Genomic DNA, 25,793 nt, shown 5'->3' with positions numbered 1-25,793 from the left:
ACCACATGCAAGCCGAACCGGGCGCGACGGTATTCCCGCCACCCCCGCGCCAACGCCTCTCCCAGCATCAACGCCCCCGCCGGCTGTCCGTTCACCAGGTGCGTGTAGATCTCCAAGGTAGTGGTGTTGCTTTTGTGACGCATCCGCCGTGTCACATCCGCCAAGTTAGGCCCGGCGGCCAACAGCGACCCGTACCGGTGCCGCAACGAGCGGCCGGGGCGGCGTCACGTGGCTCGCATGATCCTGACGATGTGCAGGCGGTTGCCGACTTCGCCGGGGTAGCGGCGGGAGGTGATGGTGACGTTTTGCCATCCACTCGAGGTGTGCGCGCGGATGCGGGCCGCGGTGACGGCCTTCATATCGGGCAGTCCGGGCTGCAGCATGACCGCTGTGTTGGCGACTGCTGCCCAGTCGTCGCGGTGGATCAGTTCGGCGTCGCCCTCACGCTGCCAGTCGATCCAGGTGGGTACGCGCCCGATCCACTGCGCGATGAGCGGGGCGCCGTTCAACTCCTGGTGGCGGCGGCCACCGAGCGGCCGCGGACGGTCAATTCGAACGGTTCGGGACGCAGTGTTCCTCGCTCTCGCAAGGTCAGCGGCGTGGCGGAGGTAGTGCCCAGGTCGAAGGCGTGTACCAGCCGGCCGAGCATGAGCGTCGCCTCGTGCAGCGCGAACGCGCGCCCGATGCATGAGCGCGGGCCCGTGCCCCACGGCTGGAAGAACCGGTCGGGAAAAGCACGCAGCGCGGTGGAATCGAAGCGGGCTGGGTCGAATTCTTCGGCGGCCGGGCCCCACACGTCCGGGTCGCGCTGCGCGGCCAGCGCGAGCACGAACACCGCCCGCCCGGCCGGGATCCGGTAGCCGCCGAGGTTCTGTTCGGTACGCGCGATGCGGAAATAACCGGGCGCGGGCGGCCACAGGCGCAGGCATTCGTTGAGGAACTGGCGTGTGAACCGCATTCTGGTCACGTCTTCGTATCCGAGACCGGTTGTCTGTGTGGGGATTTCGGAACGTATGCGGTCCTGGTGGTCCGGGTTGCGTGCCAGATGGTGCAACGCGACTTCCAATAGGGCAGCGGTGGTTTCGTGCCCGGCGATCAGGAACGTGAGCGTCTGGTCCCGCACGTTGTCCGCCGGTAGCCGTGCCCCGGTCTCCGGATCTGCCGCGGTCAACATCAACCCGAGTAGATCCGTTGCATCGCTGTTTTTTTCGCGTTGCCGATCGGCGATCAGCTGATCCACGTATTGCCGCAGGGAGGCGATGTCGCGGCGCACGCGCGGAGCCTGCAGCGCCCCGCGTACGTCACCGATGACCGGAACGTCGTTAGTGGATTCGGACGCCCACTGCAGCGTGCGTCCCAGCACTCGGACGAACCGATGTGAATCACTACACTGCCCCTGGGGATCGAACAAGCGCAGGTCTCGGCCGAATCCAGCGCGAGCGATCACCTCCAGGGTGGCGCGGGTCATCGCCGAATGAACGGCCACGCTAGCGCAACCGGCCGCAGTCCACTCGGCCACCAGGTCGTCGGCAACCGAGGCCATGGCCTCGTGATAGGTGCGCATCGCGGCTTGGGCGAACCCCGGTGTGAGGATGCGCCGAGCCTGCCCCCACAGCGGATCTTTCGAACTGGCGGTGAACATCCCGTGCGCAGCGAGCGGTCGCAACTTGGCCAGCGGCCCCAGAAGAACACGCCCCCAGGCGGTTTCATCGTTGCACTGCGTCGCCAACCGGCCCCCGGCGACGATGATGAGCTGAGTGCCGAGCAGTTTGCGCTGGAAGATCGGCCCCAGCCCGCCCTGGGCGAGCTTCAACTCGTGCTGCGTCGGGCGGTGACGGTCCACACTGGCCACGTCACCGATGATCGGCAGTCGACCCGGTGGATACGGCAACGCCTCCACGGGCAGCGGGGCGCTGAACGATTCCATGCGTCTTACTCAAACACGCGGGCCGTCCGGATCGCCACGCCCGTGACCGGCCGCACACACGGTTTGCGACGCGCAGCACCGCCGTGATCAGCTTGTTATCAAGCTGGGCGGCTCATTTTCCTAGCTGGACGTAAGAAGCTCGCACGGAACCGCTGTACATCTGTACCTGTCTGTTTTGCCGAGCCGAGCAATACGACCAGTAGGTGAGGCGACAAATGAGCATCGAATACCGCACCAGTGCGCAACACGGTTCGGGAAACCGAGGTCAAAGGACTGTGGTGCTTCGGCGCACGTGCGCCGGTACGCCCCACCGCGGCGTTATGAATTTCGCGAACAGCGCAAGCCGTATGACGAGTCGGCGAGGGTCTACGACGCTGACACCAGCAATGTGCGCCTGAAGAAAACCATCACCCTGGCGCTGCTGTGTCCAGACCGGAACGCATGTCTGCCGCGGTCATGACGGAAACCAACCACCACAGAGACCATCGCGGGCCGACCGCACCATGAGCTGAGGGCCGGACTCGGAGGGGAAATCCGGCCCTCAGCTGCTCCCCTCAGATCGCACCGGCGAGCCGAATGGTCACCACGCGCGATATATCGTGGCGGTGACCGACCACAACCCTGACACCGACGCTGTTGAACACGATTCCCGCGCCATCGGGACCCGCATCGCTCGGTGGCCGGTGGTCAAGGCAACGTCCAGAGCTTGGTCGTGGCCACGTAGAAGATGACGACCCAGGCCAGCATCACGGCAGCGACGATCGCGATGCCCTGGAGGTTCGTCTTCGTCGCCGGGGTATCGGGGGGCGGGCGCAGCCACCGCCGCAGCAACCGGTGCACGTAGTGCGGCATCGTGACGAAGCTCATCACGAAACTGGACAGCAGGTTGCCGATCAGCAATCCGAGCCACAGCGGCATCTTCAAGGGGGACAGGGCAAGAGTGAGCAGTACAACGGTCGGGTAGAGGCCCACCCACACCGCGACGGCGGTCTTGGTATTCGACGGTGCCGAAGTCTCGTTGCCGTTCTCGTCGAAGGCGAACCAGCTGCCGAATGAGTTATCGATGGTGCGCAACTCGAAGTCGCCGAACTTCTCGCCCTCGGCCAGCAGCTCTCCGCGCCGCTTCGAGGTGAGCCAGGTGGCGAGGTTCGCCGCGGTATCGAAGCGGTAGAGCGCCGTCCACTCGTCCTGAACACCCTCGATGGGGCGGAAGAGCTCGGTGCCGCGGAAGCCGTCGAATTTCGCCTCCTCCCGGCTCAGATCCGCTTGCCACGCAAGGAAATCCGCGACGCTGTCCGCAGCCACCCGATGGGTGACCACGACCGTCACGAGGGGATCTACCGGACGCGTGCCACCGCTGATGACCTGCTGGGTGGCCGGACCGTCGAAGTATCGCTGCCCGCTGTCCAGGAACTCCTGACGGGTAGCGCTGTTTATCCAGTCCTGTAGATGACCGACGGAGTCGAAGCGGTACACGACAACCCATTCGGGCTGCACTGCCGTGGGGGCGGCGATCTCGGCGCCGAGGAATCCGGGGTAGCCCGATGCCGCGGCGTTCAGGTCTTCCTGCCACGACTTGAAGGCCTGCTCGAAACCAGGGCGCACCTGCTGGCCGATGATGACCGTCGCCGCATCGTCGGCGGTTCCCATCGCAGTGCCTCACCGCTCGGGTCGCGCCGAAACCGGCGGCTCGCGGATGGCGCACGTCGCGCCGATCGCCAGACCCGCGGCGCTCGGCACCGGGCTGTCCCAGGCGAGTGCGGTGCGCTCGATCAGACGACCCAGATCCGGCTGTTCGGTCGAAAACAACCACGTACCTGCGGCCGGCCACGCATCGCCGTCACGCCAAGCCGTACCCGGTCGGCCGGAAGGTCGCCGAACGACATCGGTGATCGTATCGAGATCCATAGCGCCGCTCCCCTCTGCGAAGGTGCCGTGCCGCCGATCGCCCGCCGAGTTCGATCACGCAACGAAGCCGCCCATTCCGGGCATCGCTGTGCACGCACTCGCCTGGGGTCAAGGTACCCGACCCGCCTAGACCCCGGCCAGCAATCCCACAGCTACGGCTCGACTCGTTCGCGAGCCGTGCCGCACCCCGGCTCCCGCGCCACGTTGCGCCGCCGATCACAATCGGCGGATATCCGCGCTGTTCAGTCAGCGAATTCTGGTGCAGAGGAGAACATTCCCCACCGGGAATTCGCACCATAGCGTTGAACTGCGGGCCCCGCGAGAGTGCGCCCTTCGATCAGTCGGTCGACACCGCGCTCTCGGCAACCTGGTGGCCGGAGCGGCGGCGGCGGAACGGTCGCAGCCGCCGCGACGGCCGTTGCGGCTGCGGTTCGGCCGATTCCGGATCCTTTACCCGGGTGGCGGTCGCCTCGATCCAATCCGATGTCTCGATAACGCCGTGGCGCGGCAGATCGGTGCCGCGCACCGCCTGCTCGCAGCGGCGGGCCAGATCGCGGCGATCGAGCCCGGGGTGCTCCACCGGCTCGAGCGCCACCTCGGCCACCATGCCGCGCGAGCGCAGGATGCGCTTCGCCGAGGTGCCGAAGCCGTCGTCACCGACGAATCCGGGAACGGTCGTCTGGGTGCCATGTACGTCCAGGTACCGCACGCGTACCGGCTGCACCGAGGTTCCGGTGTCCACCGCCGCCTGGAAGAGGGCGGGCCGCATGGTGCCGTAGGCGCGGCCACACCAGGTGGTCCCCTCGGGGAAGACCGCGACCCGGTCACCTGCCGCCAGCCGTTCGCCGAGACGTGCCACCACACCGGGCAATTCGCGCAGCCGTTCGCGCTCGATCGGAATGACCCGCAGCAATTTGGCCAGCCCGCCGAGCAGTGGCCAATCGACCATATCGGCGCGGGCCACGAAGCCCAGCGGCTGCACCGCCGCCATGACGACCACATCGGTCCAGCCGATATGTCCGGCCACGATCAGCAGCCCGGTACCCGAATCGCCGAAGCGCGCATCGGCCGGGGCCCCCGCATCGGCTCGGTTGTCGACAATGCGTAACCGAATCCCGAGACAGCCCAGAATCGTTCGCGCATACCGCCGCTGCAGCTGCTCGCGGCGTGCGCGCGGTGTCACGAGATTGACGACGGGAAAACTGATCAACAATCCGGCCACCGCGAATAGTCGGCCGATCACCCGCGCGGTGCCGATCTCATCGACCGGATCGATACAGCCGGACCCACAGGGGCTCGACGGCATCCAGGAGTGCGCGGTGCGCTGGGCGGGCGGTGCGTCGAACACCATCGGACTCACCGTCCCCCGTCGAGCGCATTGGCGGCGTCTTGTAATCGGTTGAGGTAACGGGTGTTGATCGTGTCCAGACCGAGCAGCACGACGAAATCGGCGACCGCGAAATCCGGATCGTGCGCGGGTTCACCGCAGATCTCCGCGCCGAGGCGCAGGTACCCGCGCAGCAGCGGGGGCAGCTTCGGTCGTGCGGGCGGGGTCAGTTCGTCCAGGGTCAGCCCGTCGACCACCACGGGGCGGTGCGGGTGCACCCGCCGCTCGGGATCGGATCCGTGCCTGCCGAGCAGCATGTCCCGCACGCCGCGCACATTGACACCGGCCGGATCGGCGGGGGTGTCCTGCATGGGCACCGAGGCGCAGCCCATCACCCACTCGTATCCGGTGAGCTGGATGTAGTGCAGAATGCCCGCCCACATGAGGGTCAGCACCGAGCCGTTGCGGTGGTCGGGCACCACACACGCACGACCCATTTCCACGATCCGGTTGCCCGCCGGATCCAGTTGGGTCAGATCGAATTCGGTGGCCGTGTAGTAGCCGCCGGCGGCGGTCACTCGGTCCGGCGGCAGCATTCGGTAGCAGCCGACGAATTCCTCGGTCCGGTCGTCGCGGACCAGCAGATGATCGCAGTGCTCGTCGAAGTGGTCCGCGTCCAGACCCGTTCCGTTGTCGGGAATGCGGAAGCCGGGCTCACTGGCGAACACGCCGTAGCGCAGGCGCTGCGCGGCCAGCCGGTGCGCCGAATCGGACGAGACGACCAGCGAATACCGAGACCGTTCCACCCCGGAGTCCGTTGGTCGAGCCGGGGCTGTCAACACGGACGAAATAGTCATATCCGTGATGAAGCCAGTCCGAAACTGCGCCGGAGCAACCTCGAAGTGTCGCGTCGATGCCGGTTCGGTGAACGAGATGATTATCACACCGAGCGTTCACCGAGCTGTCGTGTCGCGTTCCGTCTCCCGCACCGCTACCGCCGTTTTTTGCCTGCGCCGCAACCTTTCCGGAATAGCTCAGGCGGCGTCGCGCTCCGACATCCGCACCGGATCCCGTACCGCGTCCACCTCGTCGAAACCGGGACGACCCGTGCCGATAAAGGCGATGAGCCACGAGGCGACGGCGGCGAACCTATTGCGGAACCCGACCAGGTACAGCAGGTGCACCGCGAGCCACACGGTCCAGGCGATGATGCCGCGGAAGGTGACGTGCTCGTTGAGTTTCACCACCGCGCTGAACCGGCTGATCACCGCCATGCTGCCCTTGTCCCAGTAGGTGAAGGCAGTGCCGGGGAGCTTCTTGCGGCGAATGATGTCGGCGGCGTGCCTGCCCTCCTGCATCGCGACCGGCGACTGACCCGGATAGCCGTTGAGCGAGGTCATATCACCGATGGCGTAGATATCGGCGTGTCCGCCGACGGTCAGATCCGGATTGATCAAAAGCCTTCCGGCCCGGTCGGTTTCGCAGCCGGTGGCCTCGGCCAGGATCTGCGCGAACCCGCCCGCCTGCACACCCGCCGACCAGACCACCGTCTCGGCCGCGATCCGGCGCTCGATACCCTGCTTGTCCTTGACGGTCACCTTGCCGAAGTCGATATCGGTTACGAACGTGCCCAGCAGCACCTCGACGCCGCTATTGGTCAGCGATGCCTTCGCATATTCCGACAGTCCGCCACCGAAGGGCGGCAGTACCTCGCCCGCGCCCTCGACCAGGGTTACCGAAACCTCTTGGTGATAATACCGTTTCGCGAGTTCCTTCAGTTGACCGGCAACCTCGACACCGGTCGCGCCCGCGCCGACCACCACGAAGCTCAGCAATCGCTGGCGGGTGTGCGCATCCGCGTCCTTGGCCTCGGTGAAGACGCGCTCGATCTGTGCGCGCAGCAGCTTCGCATCGTCGATGGTCTTGAGCGAGAACGTCTTATCGGCGAAATCGTCCCGGCCGAAATACGACTGCGAGGCGCCGGTGGCGGCGATCAGCGAGCCGTAGCGGATCTGGGTGTGCGCGCCGTCGTGCTCGTAGGTGAGCACCGCGTTATCGGCGTCGATGGCGACGACCTTGCCGAGCCGGACGTCGGCCTCTCGATGCCTGCGCAACACCGAGGCGATCGGCGGCGCGATCTCGTGCGAGGCCAGCACACCCGTCGCGACCTGGTACAGCAACGGCTGGAAGAGATGCTCCGGAGTACTCGAGATGAGAACGTAATTAATGCCTGATTTGGCCAACTGCTTAGCGGCGGCAAGCCCCCCGAATCCCGATCCAACGATGACAACATCTGCATGTTCCATGACAGCCTCCTTCTCTCATTACCAACCGTCATTCGAACTGCAGATATTTCAGGTGTTCAGGCGCATAATAGATATGACTCTTATCTAGATCGCTCATGAATTGGAGATCGCGTGGAGCTTCGCCAGCTCACCTACTTCGTCGCGGTGTGCGAAGAGCTGAGTTTCAGCCGGGCTGCGGCCCGCTGTTACATCTCCCAATCGGCGATCAGCCATCAGATCGCCCGGCTGGAGCGTGACCTAGGCGTGCTCTTGTTCGAGCGCTCTACCAGGGCCGTTGTACCCACCGACGCGACCATGCGGCTACTTCCCCTGGCTAAACAGATGCTCAGCCTGGAGTCGGCCATCCGCGCCACCGTGCGCACCTCCGGTCACCGCATCCGGCTTGCCGCCAACATGTCCTTCGCGACCCGGTCCCTCTCCGCGATCGCCGGCGCGCGCGCCGCACATCCGGATGCCGAGATCGAATTCGTCATCAAACCGTTCCGGCAGCGGATCACCGCGGTGGCCGACGGCGACTGCGATCTCGCACTCATCCGCGGCAGTGTCGAAGAGCCCGGTCTCGCAGTCGAGCAACTGTGGATCGAGGACCTCGTCATCGCCACCTCCGCCGCCCATCCGCTGGCCACGCGCGCGCAGGTGACGCTGGCGGAGCTGAGCCAGTATCCGCTGCTGCTCCCACCCGAGCAGGAACAGGTCTTGCTGCACAATGTGATTCGGGCGGCCTTCGCCGATCTGGCCGCGGGCCCCACCTTCGGCCCGCCGATTCCACCGGATCACACCGCAACCATGGAACTGATCAATCGCCCGGACGCCTGGACCGTGCTCTACGCCGACAGCCCCACCGAGGGCCTGGTGGTTCTGCGTCTCGCCGAGCATCGACTACGAATTCCGGTCTCCGCGGTCCTGCGCAGCGATGCGCGCCGCTCCGCGATCCTCACCACACTGTTGTCCGGCTTACATCGCCGCTGAGATCTGCTGCCATCGAGCGGATCTCGGTGCCAGGCGTGGTCGCGAGCGAAACCGCGTGCACCGACCACCGCGCGACGGCCGTATGAGCCCGGTCCCCTGCCGCTTCCCCAGACGGGAGTAGGTATTGCTGCACAACATCATTCGGACCACGTTTGACCGACCTGATCGACCGGAACAAAGACCTTCCCCGTCAGTAGACGAGCGCGGTCCACGGGATATCGATCCGGAACGGATGCGTGAACGATACTCGCTCCTCGCCGTCGTTCACCCATTCACCGACAATCCGATACGCGGCTGGGTGCAGCGGGCCGATCCCGTCGGGTAGCTGCGCGTACCCGATCTCCAAGCCGTATGCACGGATGAATGCGATGGCACTGACATCCGCTTTCAGCGTCACTTCCCAATACCACGGAATCCCGGCCTTCGCATACCGACTCTTCTTCGCCTCGATATCGGACGGGATATTGGACGGTGACAGCACTTCGCCTACCAGCACGGTGTCGGCCGCGCGGACGTCCCGGTAAGCGCCGCCAAGACAGCGGTGCACCAAGAAATCGGGGGTCAGGAAGTCGGACTTCCCGCTGCTCCCGAGAAAGACATTGGTTTCGAGGTTGGCCACCCAGCAGCGTTCAGCGTCTACCGCCATATCGTTGCGTGCGCACCGTTCGAGCTCATGGGTCAATCGGCGCATGAATATCTGATGTTCACCGGGACCGCGACGCACCCACACCACACGGCCCTCCCAGAGCTCGATCTGTTCCGCGATCTCCGCTGGGAGTCGCTCCAGTTCCGCCCAAGTCATATGCTCAGGCAGGTCAGGACGCTCGATACGGGGCAGAGACATGCCGCAATGATAGGCCCGGAAATGCTCGTGGCCCCGCCGTTTCCGGCCGGGCCACGAGTCGGCGTCAGTACGCGAGCGCTCAGCCCTTGTGCGCCTTGACCGCTTCGGTCAGCTGCGGGGCGACGTTGAACAGGTCCCCGACGATGCCGTAGTCCGCGATCTCGAAGATCGGGGCCTCTTCGTCCTTGTTGACCGCGACGATGGTCTTCGAGGTCTGCATACCGGCACGGTGCTGGATGGCGCCGGAGATGCCGAGGGCGATGTACAGCTGCGGGGAGACCGTCTTACCGGTCTGACCGACCTGGAACTGGCCCGGGTAGTAGCCCGAGTCGACCGCGGCACGCGAGGCGCCGACGGCGGCACCGAGCGAGTCGGCCAGCGCCTCGACGACCGCGAAGTTATCGGCGGAACCGACACCGCGGCCACCGGAGACGACGATGCTCGCCTCGGTGAGCTCCGGACGGTCGCCACCGGCGACCGGTGCGCGGGAGATCACCTTCACGACGCCCTCTTCCTGCGCGGGCACCTCGACGGTCACCTTCTCGCCCGCACCGGCCGCGGCGGTCGCCTCGACGGCACCCGGACGCACCGAGATCACCGGCACGTCGCCGGTGGCCTTGGCGTCGACAGTGAATGCGCCACCGAAGATGGAGTGCACGACCAAACCGTCGGACTTGATGTCGATGACATCGACGAGCAGGCCGGAGCCGATGCGCGCGGCGAGGCGGCCCGACACCTCCTTGCCCTCGGCGGTAGCGGCGACGATCACGGCGGCCGGGGAAACCGACTCGACCAGACCGGCGAGCACATCGACCTTCGGCGTAACCAGGAAGTTCTCCACGTCGTCGGATTCGGCGATGTAGATCTTCGCGGCACCCGCGGCGGCCAGCGCGCCGGCCAGCTTCTCGCCGGTCCCGGCCGAACCGATCACGACGGCCGTGGGCTCACCCAGCACGCTCGCGGCGGTGAGCAGTTCGGTGCTGACCTTCTTGACCGCACCGTCGGCGTGCTCGACGAGCACAAGTACTTCTGCCATTTGTGTTCTCTCCCTGTCTAATTGCGGTGTTCGCTACGCCCTGCGTGGTCACGCTGTGTGCACCCACCCCGCCGACTTCGTCGGCAGACCGACCCCCATGGCTACCTCCTCCGGGCGCTGAGCTCACACCGCGGGCGCAGTCTCGGGCGGGATCAGATGATCTTCTGACCGACCAGGTACGCGGCGATCTTGGTGCCGCCGTCGCCCTCGTCCGCGATCTTCTCGCCCGCCGTGCGCGGGGGCTTCGGGGTGGCCGCGGTGACGGCGCTGCCCGCGTTGGCGACACCGACGGTCGACGGGTCGACACCCAGGTCGGCCAGTGTGAAGGTCTGCACTTCCTTCTTCTTCGCGGCCATGATGCCCTTGAAGGACGGGAAGCGCGGCTCGTTGATCTTCTCGGTGACGCTGACGATGGCCGGGAGGGTGGCCTCCAGCTTGAACACGCCCTCGTCGGTCTCCCGCTCGCCGGTGATCTTGTTGCCGTCGACGGTCAGCTTGCGCAGGTGTGTCAGCTGCGGCAGGCCGAGGTATTCGGCGATGATCGCGGGGACGGCACCGGAACGACCGTCGGTGGCCTCATTGCCCGCGATGACCAGCTCGACACCCTCGACCTGGCCCAGCGCACTGGCCAACACCCAGGCGGTCTGCACGGCGTCGGAGCCGTGGATCGCGGGATCGTTGATGTGGATGGCCTTGTCGGCACCCATGGACAGCGCCTTGCGGATGGCCTCGGTGGCCCGGTCCGGACCGGCGGCCAGCACGGTGACCTCACCGCCCTGGGCCTCCTTGATCAGCAGCGCTTCTTCGACGGCACGCTCGTTGATCTCGTCGAGGACGGCGTCGGCGGCCTCGCGATCGAGGGTGAAATCACCGTCGGTCAGCTTGCGCTCGGACCAAGTGTCGGGAACCTGCTTGATGAGTACGACGATGTTCGGCATCGGTATTCGTCGACCTCCTGTTCTGGTTACACGTGTGTGGTGGTCGCACGAACTCGGCCGTACGTCCTTGTTTGTAGCTCAGGGCGTGACACTACCCTACGTTAAGTTACCCACGGGTAACTTAGTTGCTTCTCTCTCACAACGGTGGTCCTGGCGATAATGTGCGGCCGCCGTACCAGTAACGTCGGAGCGATGAGCGAGGCTGTGATCCCTGCCGCAGTGGGCCCGACCCCGGGCATTACTCCCGAGTCGGCGGTGCAGCCGTTGCCGCTGACCGGCGAGCGGACCGTACCCGGCATCACCGAGGAGAACTACTGGTTCCGTCGGCACGAGATCGTCTACGCACGCCTGCTCGAACGTTGCGCGGGAAAGACGGTGCTGGAGGCCGGATCCGGCGAGGGTTACGGCGCGAACATGATCGCCGATGTGGCCATCGAAGTGATCGGTTTGGACTACGACGCCAACGCGGTCGAGCATGTGCGCACCCGTTACCCGCGCGTGGAGATCATCCAGGGCAACCTCGCCGCGCTGCCGCTGGCGGACGATTCGGTCGATGTCGTGGTGAATTTCCAAGTGATCGAACACCTTTGGGACCAGAGCCAGTTCATCCGAGAATGCCTGCGGGTGCTGCGTCCGGGTGGCGAGCTGTTGATCAGCACGCCCAACCGGATTACCTTCTCCCCCGGCCGCGATACTCCGCTCAACCCGTTCCACACCCGCGAACTCAATGCCGACGAACTCACCGGACTGCTGGTCGACGCCGGTTTCCGGGTCACGCTGATGACCGGTGTGCACCACGGCCCGACACTGAAAGCGTTGGACGCCAAGCACGGTGGTTCGTTCATCGATGCGCAGATCGAACGCGCGCTGGCCGGGGAACCGTGGCCCGCCGAACTGACCGCCGATGTCGCCGCGGTCGCCATCGACGATTTCGCACTGCGCACCGAGGACATCGATGCGAGCCTCGATCTGGTCGCCATCGCGGTGAAGCCTTGAGCAAACAAGCGGTTCCCGGCCAGTTCACCCTGGTCCTGCATTCCCATCTGCCCTGGCTGGCCCACCACGGCCGCTGGCCGGTCGGCGAGGAATGGCTCTACCAATCCTGGTCCGCCTCTTACCTTCCGGTCGTCGATGTATTGAGAACCCTTGCCGCGGAGGGCCGTTCACATCTGCTCAGCCTCGGCATCACACCGGTGCTCGCCGCCCAGCTGGACGATCCGCATTGCCTTGCGGGCATGCATCATTGGCTCGGCAACTGGCAGCTGCGCGCCGACCAGGCCGCGATGGCGGGCAATATCGCGCTCGGCAGGTATGAGCATCGACTGGCCGCCGCGGCATTGGCGGAATTCGAACAGAACTGGCGTCATGGCGCGGCCGCGGTGTGGCGGCAGCTCATCGATGCCGAGGCCATCGAACTACTCGGCGGCCCGCTCGCGCACCCGTTCCAGCCGCTGCTGCACCCACGACTGCGCGCCTTCCAACTCAGCGAGGGCCTCGTCGACGCCCGCCAGCGGTGGGGCCACACCCCAACCGGCATCTGGGCGCCCGAATGCGGTTACACCCCCGGTATGGAGACCGGATACGCGGCTTCGGGTGTGACGCATTTCATGGTCGACGGGCCCGCGCTGCGTGGCGATACCACCCTGGGCCACCCGGTCCGGGAGTCGGATGTGGTGGCCTTCGGGCGGGATCTGCAAGTGAGCTACCGGGTTTGGTCGCCCAAGTCCGGCTATCCAGGCCAGAGCACATACCGGGACTTCCATCACTACGACCACGCGACGGGTCTCAAGTCCGCCCGCGTCACCGGCAAAACGGTCGCCGGACCGGATAAGGCCCCGTACGACCCGGAGCTGGCGGCCGCGGCGGTGGTCCGCGATGTCGACGATTTCGTGCATACCGTGCGGCAGCGGCTGATCGACGAATCGGCGCGTATCGGACGTCCGGCGCTGGTCGTCGCGGCATTCGATACCGAATTGTTCGGGCACTGGTGGCACGAGGGTCCGCAGTGGCTCGCCCAGGTGTTGCGGGCATTGCCCGAGGTGGGCGTCACGGTCGGCACCCTCGCCGACGCCAGGGCGCGCGGATTCGTCGGGGAACCGGTGCCGCTGGCCGATTCGTCCTGGGGTTCGGGTAAGGATTGGCGAGTGTGGGCCGGTGACCAGGTCAACGACCTGGTAGAACTGAACGACGAGATTGTCCGGCTCACCCTCGACACCGTCGACAAAATGCGGGCCGAGGGCGGCGACCTCGCGCTGCGCGACCCGGTTGCCGATCAGCTGCTGCGGGAGGCTATCCTCACCGTCTCCAGCGACTGGGCATTCATGGTCAGCAAGGACTCCGCGGCCGGCTACGCACGCGACCGCGCGCACCGACACGCCCACGCCGTGCGGGAAATCGCGGGCGCGGTGGGCGCGGGGCAAGTCGCCAAAGCACACCAGTTGGCGACAGGATGGGGGGCGGCCGACGGGCTCTTCCCGAGTGTGGACGCCCGGCGGCTGGCGATCGCGGACCGAGACTCCGCCTGATAAGGACATTCATGAAGATCTTGATGGTGTCGTGGGAGTACCCACCGGTGGTGGTAGGTGGGTTGGGCCGTCATGTGCATCACTTGGCGGTCGAATTGGCCGCGGCCGGTCACGAAGTGGTCGTGCTCGCCCGCCGGCCCTCCGGCACCGATTCCACGACCCACCCCACCCACTCGTTCATCGCCGAGGGCGTGCTGGTGGTCGCGGTCGCGGAGGATCCGCCGTGCTTCGACTTCGGCGAGGACATGCTCGCCTGGACGCTGGCCATGGGCCACGCGATGGTCCGCGCCGGTGTCGCGCTCGGCAAGCCCGGCATCGGCGACGGCTGGGTCCCGGATGTCGTGCACGCCCACGATTGGCTGGTCGCGCATCCGTCGATCGCGCTGGCCGAGTACTACGACGTGCCCCTGGTATCGACCATCCACGCCACCGAGGCCGGGCGGCACAGCGGCTGGGTCTCGGGTCGGGTCAACAAGCAGGTGCATTCGGTCGAGTGGTGGCTGACCAATGAATCCGATGCCTTGATCACCTGCTCGACCTCCATGCAGGACGAGGTGGAACGGCTCTACGGGCCCGAGCGGATACCGATGACGGTAATCCGCAACGGAATCGATGTGGGCGCTTGGACCTTTCGGCCCCGCGCCCCGCGCACCGGTCCGCCGCGCCTGCTCTATGTGGGTCGGCTGGAATACGAGAAGGGCGTGCAGGACGCGATCGCCGCGCTGCCGCGCATTCGCCGCGCCCACCCTGGCACCACGCTGACCATCGCCGGAATCGGCACCCAGTTCGAATGGCTGCGGGAGCGCGCCCGCGTGCATCGGGTCGCGCGGGCGGTGACCTTCGCCGGTCAGCTCGATCACGAGGTACTGCTCGGCTGGCTGCACGGCGCCGACGCCATCGTGCTGCCGAGCCGCTACGAACCCTTCGGCATCGTCGCGCTCGAAGCCGCCGCCGCGGGTACCCCGCTGATCACCTCTACCGCGGGTGGTCTCGGCGAGGCCGTCATCGACGGCGTCACCGGCGCATCGTTCGAACCGGCCGATGTGGATGGCATCGTCGAAGCCGTGCGCGCCACCCTCGACGATCCGGCCGCCGCCCAGGACCGCGCCTACGCCGCGCGTGAACGCCTCACCGCCGACTTCGCCTGGGATGTCGTGGCCGCCGAAACCGCCCTCGTCTACTCCGCGGCCAAACGCCGTGTCCGCAACCCGCTCGGCCGGCCCACCATCGTGGAACGCCCCCTCCCCGAGCGCGATCCGAAGTAGCGCCTAACTCTCCATCTTCTTGACGATCTTCTGGATGGTGAGCCAGGTGCGGGTGGTGATCTCCTTGCTGTAGGTCTTCTCCATCCAGGCCATGAAGTTCGGCGTACGCGGTTCGGTGTTATCGATGACCGCGAGGACCACGCGGGCGGCGGTGTCGTAGCCGACGATCTGTACCCCGGGTTCGGTGTGCTTGCGCAGCTCTTTCGCGACGTTCGGCGGAGCCTGTTTGAGGAAGGTCGCGGTGAGGTAGGTGCCGCGACCATGGGTGAGACCCGGAAACGGATCGGTGTCGAGCAGATCGCGCAGTTCGTCGTAGGTGCGCACGATGGTGCCGCCCGGAATGCCGAGTTCGCTGTTCAGCGCGTCCTGGATGCGGGCTTCCAACTTCGCGATATCGGTGACCGCGGTACGGAAGACCACATTGCCACTGGCCAATACCGTGGCGACCTTCTCGAATCCGAGCCCGTCGAACACCGCGCGCAGCTTCTCCCCCTTCATATTGGGGTTCGTCGGCATGATCCCGCGCAACAGCGCCGCGTACCTGTTCATGCCGTGACCGTACCCACTCGCACCGACGCTCGACGTCCGAAAGAGCACGAGCCCCGAGTCCATTCCGGATCCCAGGGCTCGACAGCGCTCACACCGACTGGGTGGCGCCGTTCTTCTTGCGCTCGATATCTTCCAGCGCGGCAATGTATTCGGCGCGCTCCTCGGCGCCGGCCTCCCAGGTCGCCTTGCGATTCTTGACGACCTTGGCGGGCGCGCCGACGGCGATGCTGTAGTCCGGGATCTCACCCTTGACCACCGCGTGCGCACCGAGGACGCAGCCGCGGCCGATGCGAGTTTCGCGTAGCACGGTCACCTTGGCGGCGATCCAGGTGTCCGGACCGATGCGGACCGGGCTCTTGACGATGCCCTGATCCTTGATCGGCATAGTGATGTCGTCCATCCGGTGATCGAAGTCGCAGATGTAGCACCAGTCCGCGACCAGCGTGGACTCACCGATCTCGATATCGAGGTAGGTGTTGACCACATTGTCCTTGCCGAAGACGACCTTGTCGCCGATGCGCAGCGACCCCTCGTGGCAGCGAATGGCATTTCCGTCGCCGATATGCACCCAGCGGCCGATCTCCATCCGGCCCAGTTCCGGGGTCGCGTGGATCTCGACGCGCTTGCCGAGGAAGACCATGCCGCGGAGCACGATATGCGGATTGGCCACCTTGAATTTGAACAGCCGGTAGTACCGCACCAGGTACCAAGGCGTGTACGCCTTGTTCGCGAGGACCCAGCGCAGCGACGCCAGCGTCAGAAATCGCGCCTGCTGCGGATCCCGGCGGCGCGAGCCGCGCCACCGCGAGCGCAACGGTGCGCCCCACATGCTCGTCACGAAGTCATCTCCTGTCGTGGTCCTTCGATGGCGACCGTCCTGGTCGCGACGGCTAGAGCTTATCCCGTTGGAAAACACCGCCGGGACCCGTACAACGTCGAACAACCCTCCCGTACAGTGACTGCTGCGCCGCCGACGGCGGCGGCGAACCTCCACGCGGGCAACCCGACTTGGGTGGTGCGCGTACCGGGGTCGACACGCTTTCGGTCACGTCCCGAACGGGCAACGACGACAGGAGTGCAGCAGGTGCGAAGCGGCGGCGTACTGGCCAATCCGGCGCGCGGGCTGCCCCTGTTCCGACTGGGCGCGGTGGCGGCGATCGGCGCACTGGTATTGACGGGTTGCGGTACCGACGTCGACGACATCACCGTCGGATCCGGCAAGGGCTGGACCACCGCGCACCACGACGGCCGAAACAGTGGCTTCAGCACGGTCACCGGCTCACGCAAACTCTCACTGAGTTGGTCGCGACCGGTCGGTGGGCCGATCGAGGAACCCTTGACGATCGGCCCGGACGGGCAAATGTTCCTCACCACCTCGGCCCCGAACAACTGCGCCATCCTCTCGCTGCAGATGCCGACCGGCCGCAAGCGCTTCTGCAACCCGCTGGGACCGAATGCGATCTCCGCGCCATCGGTGGTCGACAGCGGCACCAATGTCTACGTCGGGGACGACAGCGGGGTCAGCGCGTTCAACTCCATCGGGCAGCCGCGCTGGCGGACTCCCGTTGCCGGCGTACCGGTTTCGGCGCAGTTCACCGGCGACGGGAACATCCTGACCGTCACCCAATCCGGTCAGATGGATGTGCTGAGCCGCCAGACCGGTGAGCGCGTTGTCAGCACCACTCAACTGCTGGGCGACCCCGATTTCCTCGAGTACCCGGATCTCACCCGACCCGCGTCCGGTCAAGGTCTCGACGACTGCACGATCGGCGGACCGCAGTGCCCGGTCGCCAACATCTCGCCGATCGAGGTGTCCAGCGGGCGTTTCTTCGTCACGCTGTGGAAGCCGGGCAAGTCGATCGCCGCCCTGGTCGCCTTGCGCTACGCCGACCATAGAATTCAGCAGGAATGGAGCGCGGAGCTGCTCACCGACGGCAGCGCGACCAGTCCGACGCTGTCCGCCGACGGCCGCACCGTCTACGTCGGCGACAACTCCAAGCGACTCATCGCGGTCGACGCCGCCGACGGCCGGACCAAATGGGTGCAACCGCTGGATTGGGCGCCGCGCGGTGGTATTTCGGTCGGCAGCGACGGACTGATCATCCCGGCCGGTGACGACGGCCACCTACTCGCCCTGCGCGATAACGGCGATGCCGCCAAAATCGTTTGGGAGCGTAAGGATCTCACCCTGCGTGGCACTCCGGTCCAGACCGCGGGCGATACCGGCTACACCGCCGCCGCCATCGGCGACGGCATCAACCTGATCACCTTCGACACCAAGACCGGGGCAACCGTCGACTCCGATGTCCTCCCGGACGCGAAGGGCACCACCACCGGCACTTCCGTCGGCCCGGAGGGCGAAGTAGTTCTCGCCACCCGCATCGGCGAAGTCTTCACATTCAAACCCGAGTAGATAGTTGGCCGCGTCGGCGGCAGATCGGGAGCAGCGCGAGGTCTTGGGCAGGGCGCAGCAGGCGTCGAGCCACGGCATCAGGAGCGGCTGGGCCGCAGCGCAATCCTGGGTTCTTGATGACCATGTATCTGTGGCAGGAGATATCGGCAGGGGTGCGCGCTATCGCATGCTCGAGTTCAGGGGGTGGGTGGGGTGGTGCAGAGGAAGACGGCGGCGGTCCGGGATAGCCGGGTGAGGATAAGAGTGTAGGGGTGGGTGCCGCGGGGTTTCAGGCGTTTGCGGAGGGTGTCGGGGTCTATATCCAGGCCGCGGATAAGGATTTCCAGGGGGCCGCAGTCGCGGCGGGTCAGTTCTTGGCGGAGGGTCTTTTCGCGGAATTCGAGGCGGTCGAGGATACGGAAGGCGCGGACGCCAGGGGGGACGGTGTTGCCGGTCAGGTAGGCGATCTGCGGATCCAGTTGCCAGAGGCCGTGTTCGGCGGCATAGTGGCGCACGAGACCGGCGCGGACGATGGCGCCGTCAGGGTCGATAATCCACTCGCCGGGGGGCTGTTCCGGGATCTGCTCGGGGGCGGCGTCGGTATAAGTGACGGATTCGCCGCGAGCGGTGAGAACCGTTGCGCGCCGGGTGACGCCGGTGGCGGACAGGCCCGGCGACCAGAGGCAGGCCTCGCGGACCGCGCCGTCGAGGGAGACGACCTCGATTTCGCCGGGCCAGTTCAGGCGGTCGAAATCCAGTCCGGGAGCGCACTTTACGGCCAGGTCGCGGCCGGGGTAGGCGGCGAGCAGATCCGGCAGCGGGGGTTGCAGTTTCGCCGGGTCGTGGGTGCGGCGACCGTCCGCGCGGCGAGCCGGATCGGCGATGACAACTGTGCCGGTGCTACAGGGGACGAGAGCATCGGCCTTGGCCAGCAGGACATTTCGGGTCGCGCCGAGGTTGTGCGCGGCCATGGACAGACGCACGTCGTCGAGGTCGCTGCCGAGTACCGACGGGCAGGTGCGGGCCAGCTCGGCGAGTTCGGCGCCGATCGAGCAGGTCACATCGTGCACGGCGCGTCCGGACAGGCGCGCGGCGCGGTGACGGGCCACCAGCGTCGGTGTCGCCTGTTGAAGTGCGTCATCGGTGAACAGCCAGTGCTCGGTGTCGACGAGTTTGGCCGCGGCGCGGCGGCGCAGGCGCACCGTTTCCACGAGTGCGCCGGAACGCTCGCCGAATTCGCGACGCACCCGCTCCGCATCGCGCAGATGCGTCGCGGGAGTCAATTCCAGCCGGTCCACCTCGGCCAGCGCAGCACTACCCGCCGCGCTGCCGAGGAAGACGACATCCTCGCGGCCGAAGCGGTAGCCCACTACCTGGCGGCAGCGCCCGGCTTCACGCCGGTGATCATGGCGTTATAAAAGAACTGGCGCGGCACCACCCGTCGCATGACGTTCTCGTCCAACCAGCTCAGCCGCAGCCACGCGCGGTACATGGCCATCCGGTAGCCCATGGTCAACTTCTCGTCCGGCACGGCCGCCTCGAAGGTGCGCACCGGCCAGCCCCACAGTGCCGCCGCGAACTCCTCGGTACTCGCCTCGACCTCGGCGGCACCGGCGCGCCGGGCCATGGCCTCGAGGTCGCTCGGATCGAAGGTGTGCAGGTCGACGACCGCCTCCAGCGCTGCGGCGCGCGAGGACTCGTCCAGTTCGGCCTGCGGACGCCGCCAACCCGACAGTGCGGGCAGCTTGGTCACGGTGGTGGTGGCCTTCCAGGTGATGCGGCCGAGCCAACGGGCGTAGAAGTTGCCGACGGTGGTCGGTTCACCGGCGAAGACGAAACGCCCGCCCGGCTTCAGCACGCGCAGGCACTCCTTCAGCGCCAATTCCACATCCGGGATGTGGTGCAGCACCGCGTGGCCGACGACGAGGTCGAAGGTGTCATCCTCGTAGGGAATGGTCTCGGCGTCGGCGACGCGGCCGTCGACATCGAGTCCGAGATTCTCGGCATTGCGCAGTGCGACCTTCACCATGCCCGGCGACAGGTCGGTGACCGAACCGGACTTCGCGACCCCAGCCTGCATGAGGTTCAGTAGGAAGAAGCCGGTGCCACAGCCCAGTTCCAGCGCACGCTCGTACGGCAGCGGCGCGGAGCCGACCGCGGCATCGAACCGGCCACGGGCGTAGTCGATGCAGCGCTCGTCATAGGAAATCGACCATTTGTCGTCGTAGGTCTCGGCTTCCCAGTCGTGATAGAGCACCTGAGCGAGCTTCGTATCGTTCAGCGCTGCTTCGACCTCTGCCTCGGTGGCATGCGGGTTCGGCGCCGGGTCATCGGGATGGACCGTCATGGTGGGCAAGCCTAGCCAACCCTCCACCGCACCTGTGCAGTGGTCCGGTGCGTAGGAACTGATTTCGCCCCACCTCCCTATTTCCCGAGACTCGTTCTGGTTCTGGACCTACCCGATGATCTCCCCGCGCATCGCCGTGCTGACTGGATGCGGCCGGCAAGCTGGGCTCGAGCCGAACACACCATCATCGAACGCCGCAGAAGTCACGCCACCCGCCATCCAAGAACGCGTTGCTGTTTATGGTTCCGATCCGCGCTGGCACACCCCGAGCCGCGCCGGGCCGGGCGCGGCGTCGCATGACTTGTTCTACCGCCCGGTAATCGACGCGGCGGCGAGCCCGAACCGTCAGCTGGATAAATCGATGCGACTCCACGAACGCGGTGCTCATGCCGTATCCAATACCCCAGCCGGGCGCGATCGAGTCGGTCCGCCAGGTCAGCGCCCGACGAAAGAGGCCGAGCCCGGACCATCGGCCAGATAGGACTCCGTGCCGATGTGACGGTCTTCGGTGGTGAAAAGGGTGGTCCATTCGGTGCGGGCACGGTCTAGGCCGTGGGGGCCTGCTTCGAAGACGGATTTGGCGGCGGCGAGGGCGCGGGTGGGGCCGTCGGCGAACTGTTGGGCCCAGCGCATGGCGGCGGTATAGACATCGTCGGGGGCGACGACCTCGTCGACCAGGCCGACGGTGCGGGCCTCATCGGCCTCGACGAAACGGCCGGTGTAGACGAGATCCTTGGCGGGGCCGGGACCGATCAACAGTGACAGGCGACGAATGCCCGCGAGCGGGATGAGCCCCGCTTTGATTTGCGGCAGGCCGAGTTCGACGTTGTCGCCGATAATGCGCCGATCGGCGGCGAGGGCTAGTTCCAGGCCGCCGCCGAGGCAGTAGCCGCTGATCGCGGCGACGGTGGGCTGGGGCATCTCGGCCAGGCAGCCGAGTGCGACCTGCAGATCGGCGGCCATGGCGGCGGCCTGATCCGGGCCTAACCCGGCGAATTCGGCGAGGTCGTCGCCCGCGCAGAAGACCCGCTCGTCACCGTAGACGACCAGTGCCGCGACCCCGGGTTCTGCGGCAACAATCGCCGCGGCCTCGGCCACCTCGCGCACCAGCTGCGCGTTCAGCAGGTTCAGTGGCGGGCGGTCGATCCGGAGGACGGCAACGCCACGGACGGTGGGATCCTCGGGCAACTCCAGGGTCACGAATTCGGCCATGCCGGCAAACCTACTGCCTCACGGACGCGCGGATCCCCTGAGCCTGCTGGTATCCGGCAGTCCGGCGAAGTACCGCTGGCTGTCCGGGAACACGAGCACCTGGCGTCCGTTGTCACCGGTGAGCACCGGCATGATCGGTTCGATCACCTTGTCGACGGCCAGAATCTCCGCGGTTGAGGCGTATCCGGCAATGGCATCCAGCTGCGCCCAGGTCGGCGGCAGCAGCACATCGGTACCCGCGCGCCAGCGCTCGAGTTCCTCCGCCGCGGTGCACCATTGCACCTCGGCGGCCTCGGAGGTGGCGCCATCGGCGAGCTGTCCCGGTGGCAGCACCGCGACGAAGAATCGGGTGTCGTAACGCCGCCGTTCGATCACCGGGGTGATCCAATTCGCCCACGGCCGCAGCAGATCCGCGCGCAGCACCAGCTTCTCCTCAGCGAGAAAGGTCGCCAGCGATACCTCACGCCGTTCCAGCCGACCTCGAGCATCGTGGTAGCCGGTGCTATCGGCGACGACGGTTTCGGCGGTCGGCCCAGCCAGCAGCACACCGCATTCCTCGAAGGTTTCGCGCACGGCGGCGGCGACCAGCGCCTTGGCCCTCGGCTCGGTGGTGCCGAATTCGGCAGCCCACCAGGCGGGTTCGGGTCCAGCCCATTCGATATCGGCGATCCCGTCGGACGGATCGACACCGCCGCCCGGGAAAACGGTCATACCGGCGGCGAAGGCCATCGCCCCGACCCGGCGCTGCAGGAATACCTCCGGCCCCGCGACACCGTCACGTACGAGCATCACCGTCGACGCATCCTTGGGCGACGGAATCTGCTGCGGTGCGTCGTTCGTCTCACTCACGACCGCGCCTCGCTGACGCTCGGCTCCGTCGTGCGCGATCGCACACTGTGTCGATGGCTCACTCGCTGACGCTCGCTCACTCCTGCACCCTAGCGCGCACTGGGTTTACGGTGTAATCCAGATCTCTGGGCCGATGTCAGCGCGAACGGTGCCGCCCCAGGCGCCGTGCCCGACGTGCGAAGTACCGCCCATCGACACGATCCAGCGCGATCGACTGCCGGAAGGCCTCGCTCAGGTTCTCGGCGGTCAACACATCCGACAGCAAACCCTGTGCGACGACCGCACCCTCGTTCAGCAGCAGACCATGGGTGAAGCCCGGCGGAATCTCCTCGACATGATGGGTCACCAGCACCATGGCAGGCGAATCGGGATCGGAGGCCAGATCGCCGAGACGTTCCACCAGCTCCTCACGGCCACCCAGATCCAGACCGGCGGCGGGCTCGTCGAGCAACAGCAGCTCCGGATCGGTCATCATCGCGCGGGCGATCAGCACCCGTTTGCGCTCACCCTCGGACAGCGTCCCGTAGGTGCGATCGGAAAGATGTTCGGCGCCGAGGCTTTCGAGCATATCGATGGCGCGATCGGTATCGACATCGTCGTAACGCTCACGCCAGCGACCGAGGACCGCGTAACCGGCGGAGACCACCAGATCGCTGACCTTCTCATCGCGCGGAATTCGGCTGGCCACCGCGGCCGAGGACCAGCCGATGCGCGGTCGTAGCTCGCTGACGTCGGTTCTGCCGATCACTTCACCGAGCAGATGGGCGATGCCCGAGGTCGGATGTACTTCGGCGGCGGCCATGCGGAGCAGCGAGGTCTTGCCCGCGCCGTTGGGTCCGAGGACCACCCAGCGTTCGTCGAGCTCGACCTGCCAGGTGACCGGGCCGACGAGGGTGTGACCCGAGCGTCGGATGGTCACGTCGGTGAAATCAATGAGCAGATCGGGATCCGGTTGCGGCACGGGCTCCATCTTGGCTCAAATGCGCTGTGTTCGTACGACCGGCCCATGCCGGTGGCCACGACATGGCCATTCGGATTGTCCGGGTTCCGCGATCACGGTGATCGATCCAGGCGCGACCTCGGTGAAACCGGCGTCGCGCACCGCGACGGCGGATCCGCGCGATACCCGCTCGCACAGCGCCGCCCACCGCTGCGGTCCGGATTCACGCACCGCGCATCGGAACTCGCGCTGCGACCACCGCAGCGCCTCGTCCACGGTGAGCGCACCGGCGAGCAACATACTGGCATGACCGACTTGGGCCGCGGCCTTGCCGAGCGTCATGCCGAGTTTCGCATTCACCCACAGCACCGGAAGGTCGGGATCCGCGGGTCCGGGATCGTCGTGTTCGAGGTCGGTGCCGTTGATCTGCAGTCGCCTGATCCGCGGATCGACCTCCCCGACCGGCCCCGGCACGAATGCCCGCGCCAGCGCACCGTCCACCTCGACGCTCACCCCCTCGACCTCGTTGGCGGCGAGCCATTGCGCGCCGCGCGCCCGCCGCGCCACCTTGCGGATCCGCGACCGTTTCCAGGCCAGGAATCGCTGCTGCCACTCGCCCTCGGGTCCGACCCGCGCATCCAGGCACAGCGCCACCGTGGCGACCGCCGCGGCCTCCAGCAACGCACTGCGCCGGGGCGGGTCGAGCTTCGGAATATGCAGCACCATCTGCATGGCCTGCACCAAGGCGGGATCCTCGGGGTCGCCCAGACCGCCGTAGCCGCGCGCCAGCTCCGCATGGCGAATGCGGAATCCCTCGACGCCCGTTGCCAATTCGGACTCCGGGATACTCGACATCACGCCACCTCGCTCGTCAACGAAAACCGCCGCGCACGCGCGACACCCCCAGCGAGCCTACCGACCCTGCCGACGTCAGCTGCCGAGGAGCGGGACGCGGCGGATTCCGCCGTCGCGGGCATCGGCGGCCTCCACCTCGTCGCGGGTCACGCCGAGGATGAACAGGACAGCGTCCAGGTAGGGGTGTGAGAGGGCCGCATCGGCGACCTCGCGCAGAGCGGGCTTGGCATTGAAGGCGACGCCGAGCCCGGCCGCATTGAGCATGTCGATATCGTTGGCGCCGTCGCCGACGGCCACGGTCTGCTCCATCGGCACCTCCGCCTCCGCCGCGAATTTGCGGAGCGCGGTGGCCTTGAAAGCCCGGTCGACGATTTCCCCGACGACCCGCCCGGTCAGCTTGCCGTCGACGACCTCGAGCGTATTGGCCTCGACGAAGTCCAATTCCAGTTCGTGCGCGAGCGGTTCGATCACCTGACGGAAGCCGCCCGACACCACACCGCAGCGGAATCCGATGCGGCGCAAGGTCCGGATGGTGGTGCGCGCGCCCGGGGTCAGCTCGATCCGGTCGGCGACCTCCGCGATCACCGCTGCATCCAGACCCTCGAGGGTCGCGACCCGCTGACGCAGCGATTCGGCGAAATCTATTTCACCGCGCATGGCCGCCTCGGTGACCTCGCGGACCTGATCCTCCACCCCCGCGTGTGCGGCGAGCATCTCGATGACCTCGCCTTGGATCAGGGTCGAATCGACGTCGAAGACGATGAGACGCTTCGCGCGGCGGGCCAGTCCGGCCCGCTCCACCGCGACGTCAACCCGTTCGGCGACCGCGACCTCGGCCAGCGCGGTGCGCAACCGGGCATCGGAGTCGGGTCCGGTGTCGGTCGCGGTGACCAGCAGCTCCATACCGGTCACCGGATAGTCGGCGATACCGCGGATGGTGTCGATATTGGCGCCGAGCGCGGCGAGCTGACGGGATACCGAACTGAATGCGCGCGCTGTCACCGGCGCGCCCAGGATGACCACCGCGTGGGTGGATATCGGCTGTCTGCCGATCTGCGCGCCGACCTCGACGTCGACATGCATGCCGACGGTATTCATCGCCTCTTCGAGCTCTTCCTGCAGCGACTCCGGATCGCTCGGACAGGTGACCAGCACGCCGAGGGTCAATCGGCCGCGGATGACGACCTGCTCCACATCCAGCAGACTCACTTGATGCCGCGACATGGCCGCGAGTAGCACGGAGGTCACACCGGGTCGGTCGGGTCCGGTGACGGTGACGAGGACGGTGGTGTCGGCCAACTGAGGTGCTCCAAGTTAGTTGTTTGCCGCAGCTGTGCTGGACCCCGATGTCGCAGCGCTGCGGTTGGTGCTTCTCCCACAAATGAGTGTGCACCCACTGATGATCAGTGGGTGCACACTCGTCGCGGTGACGCTACTGCATAGCCGGGTACCGCCCTGGCGGACGACATGGTTGCTCACCCGACTGGAGGGTGCACGCAATGCGCGCTTGGACGGACGAATGTCCGGCCACCGCCTACTGCTTTGCCAGGGCGCCTTCGTGCACCTCGGTGGCATGTTTGCCCGAACCCCAGCCGACGTGGGCC

Annotated in this window: 24 protein-coding genes; 5 read left to right on the top strand and 19 right to left on the bottom strand. The window is 66.6% G+C overall.

Annotated elements, in window-relative coordinates; genetic code table 11:
• Positions 1 to 224 precede the first annotated feature (224 nt).
• From ACW2Q0_RS27725 to ACW2Q0_RS27695, 7 genes are all read right to left on the bottom strand, one after another.
• Positions 225 to 509, bottom strand: a complete 285-nt coding sequence (locus ACW2Q0_RS27725) for a hypothetical protein (RefSeq protein ID WP_457193863.1) — start codon at positions 507 to 509, stop codon at positions 225 to 227.
• A complete protein-coding gene (locus ACW2Q0_RS27720) occupies positions 506 to 1,927 on the bottom strand; it encodes a cytochrome P450 (RefSeq protein ID WP_457193862.1) in 1,422 nt (473 codons plus the stop codon). The genes ACW2Q0_RS27725 and ACW2Q0_RS27720 overlap by 4 nt, the downstream gene beginning before the upstream one ends.
• Before the next feature lie 687 nt (positions 1,928 to 2,614).
• Positions 2,615 to 3,577, bottom strand: coding sequence for an antibiotic biosynthesis monooxygenase (locus tag ACW2Q0_RS27715; protein ID WP_457193861.1), 963 nt, complete (start codon positions 3,575 to 3,577; stop codon positions 2,615 to 2,617).
• Positions 3,578 to 3,586: 9 nt separating this feature from the next.
• On the bottom strand, positions 3,587 to 3,835 hold the full coding sequence (locus ACW2Q0_RS27710) for a hypothetical protein (protein WP_457193860.1): 249 nt from the start codon (positions 3,833 to 3,835) through the stop codon (positions 3,587 to 3,589).
• A 337-nt stretch (positions 3,836 to 4,172) separates the two neighbouring features.
• Positions 4,173 to 5,195: a lysophospholipid acyltransferase family protein gene (locus tag ACW2Q0_RS27705; protein WP_457193859.1), complete on the bottom strand. Its 1,023-nt coding sequence runs from the start codon at positions 5,193 to 5,195 to the stop codon at positions 4,173 to 4,175.
• Positions 5,192 to 6,019 (bottom strand): GNAT family N-acetyltransferase, encoded by an 828-nt coding sequence (locus ACW2Q0_RS27700; RefSeq protein ID WP_457193858.1) that lies wholly within the window; start codon positions 6,017 to 6,019, stop codon positions 5,192 to 5,194. The genes ACW2Q0_RS27705 and ACW2Q0_RS27700 overlap by 4 nt, the downstream gene beginning before the upstream one ends.
• 177 nt (positions 6,020 to 6,196) lie before the next feature.
• Complete coding sequence (locus ACW2Q0_RS27695; RefSeq protein WP_457193857.1) at positions 6,197 to 7,468, bottom strand: NAD(P)/FAD-dependent oxidoreductase; 1,272 nt, start codon at positions 7,466 to 7,468, stop codon at positions 6,197 to 6,199.
• Between the two features lie 111 nt (positions 7,469 to 7,579).
• On the opposite strand from ACW2Q0_RS27695, the gene ACW2Q0_RS27690 reads away from it, so the two are divergent.
• Positions 7,580 to 8,437, top strand: a complete 858-nt coding sequence (locus ACW2Q0_RS27690; protein WP_457193856.1) for a LysR family transcriptional regulator — start codon at positions 7,580 to 7,582, stop codon at positions 8,435 to 8,437.
• A 190-nt stretch (positions 8,438 to 8,627) separates the two neighbouring features.
• Here the strand turns inward: ACW2Q0_RS27690 and ACW2Q0_RS27685 are convergent, their stop codons facing one another.
• From ACW2Q0_RS27685 to ACW2Q0_RS27675, 3 genes are all read right to left on the bottom strand, one after another.
• Complete coding sequence (locus ACW2Q0_RS27685; RefSeq protein ID WP_457193855.1) at positions 8,628 to 9,281, bottom strand: Uma2 family endonuclease; 654 nt, start codon at positions 9,279 to 9,281, stop codon at positions 8,628 to 8,630.
• 79 nt (positions 9,282 to 9,360) lie between these two features.
• A complete protein-coding gene (locus ACW2Q0_RS27680) occupies positions 9,361 to 10,317 on the bottom strand; it encodes an electron transfer flavoprotein subunit alpha/FixB family protein (protein WP_457193854.1) in 957 nt (318 codons plus the stop codon).
• A gap of 152 nt (positions 10,318 to 10,469) precedes the next feature.
• Entirely contained in the window at positions 10,470 to 11,255 is a 786-nt protein-coding gene (locus tag ACW2Q0_RS27675) for an electron transfer flavoprotein subunit beta/FixA family protein (RefSeq protein ID WP_457193853.1), read from the bottom strand.
• A 192-nt stretch (positions 11,256 to 11,447) separates the two neighbouring features.
• Here ACW2Q0_RS27675 and ACW2Q0_RS27670 point away from each other — a divergent pair, with 192 nt between their 5' ends.
• The 3 genes from ACW2Q0_RS27670 to ACW2Q0_RS27660 are packed head-to-tail and all read left to right on the top strand — an operon-like array spanning position 11,448 to position 15,045.
• Positions 11,448 to 12,251 (top strand): class I SAM-dependent methyltransferase, encoded by an 804-nt coding sequence (locus ACW2Q0_RS27670; protein WP_457193852.1) that lies wholly within the window; start codon positions 11,448 to 11,450, stop codon positions 12,249 to 12,251.
• Entirely contained in the window at positions 12,248 to 13,780 is a 1,533-nt protein-coding gene (locus ACW2Q0_RS27665; RefSeq protein WP_457193851.1) for a 1,4-alpha-glucan branching protein domain-containing protein, read from the top strand. Before ACW2Q0_RS27670 ends, ACW2Q0_RS27665 begins: the two co-directional genes overlap by 4 nt.
• Before the next feature lie 11 nt (positions 13,781 to 13,791).
• Positions 13,792 to 15,045: a glycosyltransferase family 4 protein gene (locus tag ACW2Q0_RS27660; protein WP_457193850.1), complete on the top strand. Its 1,254-nt coding sequence runs from the start codon at positions 13,792 to 13,794 to the stop codon at positions 15,043 to 15,045.
• A 3-nt stretch (positions 15,046 to 15,048) separates the two neighbouring features.
• On the opposite strand, the gene ACW2Q0_RS27655 is transcribed toward ACW2Q0_RS27660, so the two are convergent.
• Both ACW2Q0_RS27655 and ACW2Q0_RS27650 read right to left on the bottom strand, forming a co-directional pair.
• Positions 15,049 to 15,594, bottom strand: a complete 546-nt coding sequence (locus ACW2Q0_RS27655) for a DUF1697 domain-containing protein (RefSeq protein WP_457193849.1) — start codon at positions 15,592 to 15,594, stop codon at positions 15,049 to 15,051.
• A gap of 88 nt (positions 15,595 to 15,682) precedes the next feature.
• Positions 15,683 to 16,432 (bottom strand): acyltransferase, encoded by a 750-nt coding sequence (locus ACW2Q0_RS27650; RefSeq protein WP_457193848.1) that lies wholly within the window; start codon positions 16,430 to 16,432, stop codon positions 15,683 to 15,685.
• 237 nt (positions 16,433 to 16,669) lie between these two features.
• Here ACW2Q0_RS27650 and ACW2Q0_RS27645 point away from each other — a divergent pair, with 237 nt between their 5' ends.
• Positions 16,670 to 18,007 (top strand): outer membrane protein assembly factor BamB family protein, encoded by a 1,338-nt coding sequence (locus tag ACW2Q0_RS27645; protein WP_457193847.1) that lies wholly within the window; start codon positions 16,670 to 16,672, stop codon positions 18,005 to 18,007.
• Positions 18,008 to 18,183: 176 nt separating this feature from the next.
• On the opposite strand, the gene ACW2Q0_RS27640 is transcribed toward ACW2Q0_RS27645, so the two are convergent.
• The 7 genes from ACW2Q0_RS27640 to serB all read right to left on the bottom strand — a co-directional run bounded on the left by ACW2Q0_RS27640 (position 18,184) and on the right by serB (position 25,488).
• On the bottom strand, positions 18,184 to 19,356 hold the full coding sequence (locus ACW2Q0_RS27640; protein WP_457193846.1) for a THUMP-like domain-containing protein: 1,173 nt from the start codon (positions 19,354 to 19,356) through the stop codon (positions 18,184 to 18,186).
• On the bottom strand, positions 19,356 to 20,333 hold the full coding sequence (locus tag ACW2Q0_RS27635) for a methyltransferase domain-containing protein (RefSeq protein ID WP_457193845.1): 978 nt from the start codon (positions 20,331 to 20,333) through the stop codon (positions 19,356 to 19,358). The genes ACW2Q0_RS27640 and ACW2Q0_RS27635 overlap by 1 nt, the downstream gene beginning before the upstream one ends.
• A gap of 435 nt (positions 20,334 to 20,768) precedes the next feature.
• A complete protein-coding gene (locus ACW2Q0_RS27630; protein WP_457193844.1) occupies positions 20,769 to 21,545 on the bottom strand; it encodes an enoyl-CoA hydratase-related protein in 777 nt (258 codons plus the stop codon).
• Between the two features lie 18 nt (positions 21,546 to 21,563).
• Positions 21,564 to 22,394 (bottom strand): NUDIX hydrolase, encoded by an 831-nt coding sequence (locus tag ACW2Q0_RS27625; protein WP_457193843.1) that lies wholly within the window; start codon positions 22,392 to 22,394, stop codon positions 21,564 to 21,566.
• A 136-nt stretch (positions 22,395 to 22,530) separates the two neighbouring features.
• On the bottom strand, positions 22,531 to 23,364 hold the full coding sequence (locus tag ACW2Q0_RS27620; protein ID WP_457193842.1) for an ABC transporter ATP-binding protein: 834 nt from the start codon (positions 23,362 to 23,364) through the stop codon (positions 22,531 to 22,533).
• A 6-nt stretch (positions 23,365 to 23,370) separates the two neighbouring features.
• Positions 23,371 to 24,189 (bottom strand): peptidyl-tRNA hydrolase, encoded by an 819-nt coding sequence (locus ACW2Q0_RS27615; RefSeq protein ID WP_457193841.1) that lies wholly within the window; start codon positions 24,187 to 24,189, stop codon positions 23,371 to 23,373.
• A gap of 75 nt (positions 24,190 to 24,264) precedes the next feature.
• Positions 24,265 to 25,488, bottom strand: coding sequence for a phosphoserine phosphatase SerB (serB, locus tag ACW2Q0_RS27610; protein WP_457193840.1), 1,224 nt, complete (start codon positions 25,486 to 25,488; stop codon positions 24,265 to 24,267).
• Between the last annotated feature and the right edge of the window lie 305 nt (positions 25,489 to 25,793).

This window comes from Nocardia citri (assembly GCF_054065835.1).
Note: the sequence above shows the minus strand (reverse complement) of the source record. Positions and strands in the feature narration are given on the sequence as shown.